Genomic DNA, 2,237 nt, shown 5'->3' on the forward strand with positions numbered 1-2,237 from the left:
TCTGAAAAAATGACCCCCGAAAAAGTTTCAGCTATGGCTTACCTGGGTGCCATTGATGTGATGGAAGGCAGGACCTCTGAAGGTTTAAAACGAATAGAAGAAGCTTATGAACTCACTGTATCTTCCGGCAGAAAAGAATTGCTCCGCACCGTTTTGAAAGAACGCGCATTGGCTTCAGAAAGAGCTGAAAATTTTTCACTTGCAAGTGAAAGTTGGAAAGCATACAGTATCATTTCAGACAGTCTCAATCAGGAAAGCAGTCAGTGGGCGATTAAAGAAATGCAGGCAAGATTTGAACTCAAGGATAAAGAAACCACCATTTCACTGCAGCAATTGCAACTTGAAAAAGAAGCCAATCAAAAACGCTGGTACCTTATTTCAGGGATATTTTTAGCGTTGGTTTTACTTATTATAACTCTCTTTTTGCGAAAAATACTAAAGCAGAGAAAACAGCTTACCCTTGAAGTTGCCAAAAAGGAAGAAGCACTTAAAGAAAATGAACTATTGCTTCAGGAAATGCACCACCGCACTAAAAACAACCTGCAATTGCTCAACAGCATTTTAAGTCTTCACAGCCGAAATATTGACAATCCCGATGCACAAAAAGCACTGCAATCCAGCCGCGACAGCGTGGGTGCCATTGGGTTGCTACATCATCAATTGTATAAAACCAAAGATTTGAAAAAGGTTAATTTTCAGCCTTATGTCAATGAATTGTGTGATTATTTCAGGAAGGCATTTTCGCTTGGAGAGCGAAATATATCACTAAGTTGTATTTGTGAAGATTTTAGTGTTGATATTGATAAAGCCATTCCACTCGGATTAATTATGAACGAAATGGTCACCAATGCTATCAAACATGCATTTGAAGGGGAAAATTCGGGGGCAATTCAACTGAATGTAAAACCCGAAATGGGAAAAATCACCATCGAGGTTGAAGACAATGGTGTGGGAATCAAAACTGCAACTGAAAGCTCAACCGGTACCGGCAGAAAACTCATCAAGATTTTCAGCGATAAATTCAAAGCCGATTTTGATTACATAAGTAAAGACCAAGGCACTTTGGCCAGATTCAGCATACCTGCTTAATTTTACCCTATGGAACAATTAAAAATTTTAGTGGTTGAAGACGATGCAATTGTAGCCGAAGACATTGCAAATTGTTTGATTGACCTTGGCCACATACCCATTGGGCCTGCTTATGAGATTGAAGCCGCAAAAGCTTTGGCGCTTGAAAACACATTTCAGTTGGCTTTGCTGGATATTCAACTTGAAGGTCGTGAAGACGGAATCACTCTTGCAACATGGATCAAAGAAAAATTCCATTTACCCATTATTTTTCTCACTGCTTCCAGTGACAGCTTTACACTTTCAAAAGTTAAGGAAATACATCCAGAGCATTATCTCGTAAAACCCTTTAACAACGCCCAGCTTAAAGCTGCAATAGAAATTACGGCAAATAATTTTTACAACCCCAATCCACTTCAGGAAAAACACTCTAAAATATTCAAACTCAATCAAAAGCTCAGTGACCCTTTAACCGAAAGGGAAATTGAAGTTTTATTTCTTCTTGACGAAGGTTTTAGTAATCAGCAGATTTCTGAAAAGTTGTATATTTCAGAAAATACTGTAAAGACACACCTTAAAAATATCTTTGTAAAAACGGCTTCCTCAAGCCGTACTGACCTGATTAACAAGCTCCACCAAAATTAAATATCACTCTTTTGGGTGACGGGCTATTCCACCTTTTTATTGAATTTTACCACCAAGACTAAAACCGACAAGAAATGAAAAAGGGGGTTAAATTTTCATTATATGCTTTTGCATCTGTAATACTGCTTGTTTTTTTACTGATAATGTATGTGTTCATTGCGCTTCCCAATGTAGGTAAAGCAGAATATATTGACATTGAAATCACTGAAACTAAAGTAGAGCGCGGCAAATATTTGGCTTATCATGTAATGATGTGTGCTGATTGTCACTCAGTAAGGGATTTCTCTAAATTTTCAGGACCGCCAACCCCGGGAACTGAATTTGTGGGTGGTGATGTTTTTGACCAATCGATGGGTTTTCCCGGAAGGTTTATTTCATCCAACATCACACCTTATGGAATTGGTGACTGGACGGACGGTGAAGTCTTCCGGTTGATTACCACAGGTGTAAAACGTGATGGTGAGCCTATCTTCCCGGTGATGCCCTATCACAATTTCGGTCAGTTGGACCGTGTGGATATTGAA

At 38.9% G+C, this 2,237-nt stretch carries 2 protein-coding genes and 1 pseudogene; all 3 read left to right on the plus strand.

All coding sequences use genetic code 11. The features are described 5' to 3' along the window. A partial coding sequence (locus tag AC6F75_RS11435; RefSeq protein ID WP_500715148.1) for a histidine kinase dimerization/phosphoacceptor domain -containing protein occupies positions 1-1,089 on the plus strand: 1,089 nt, incomplete at its 5' end. Between the two features lie 9 nt (positions 1,090-1,098). Next, positions 1,099-1,713 carry a response regulator gene (locus AC6F75_RS11440; RefSeq protein WP_500715149.1) on the plus strand — a complete coding sequence of 205 codons (615 nt, stop codon included), beginning with the start codon at positions 1,099-1,101 and terminating at the stop codon, positions 1,711-1,713. Positions 1,714-1,787: 74 nt separating this feature from the next. Further along, a pseudogene (locus AC6F75_RS11445) lies at positions 1,788-2,237 on the plus strand (hypothetical protein); the annotation flags it as partial.

The sequence above is a fragment of the Planktosalinus sp. genome, from assembly GCF_059864935.1.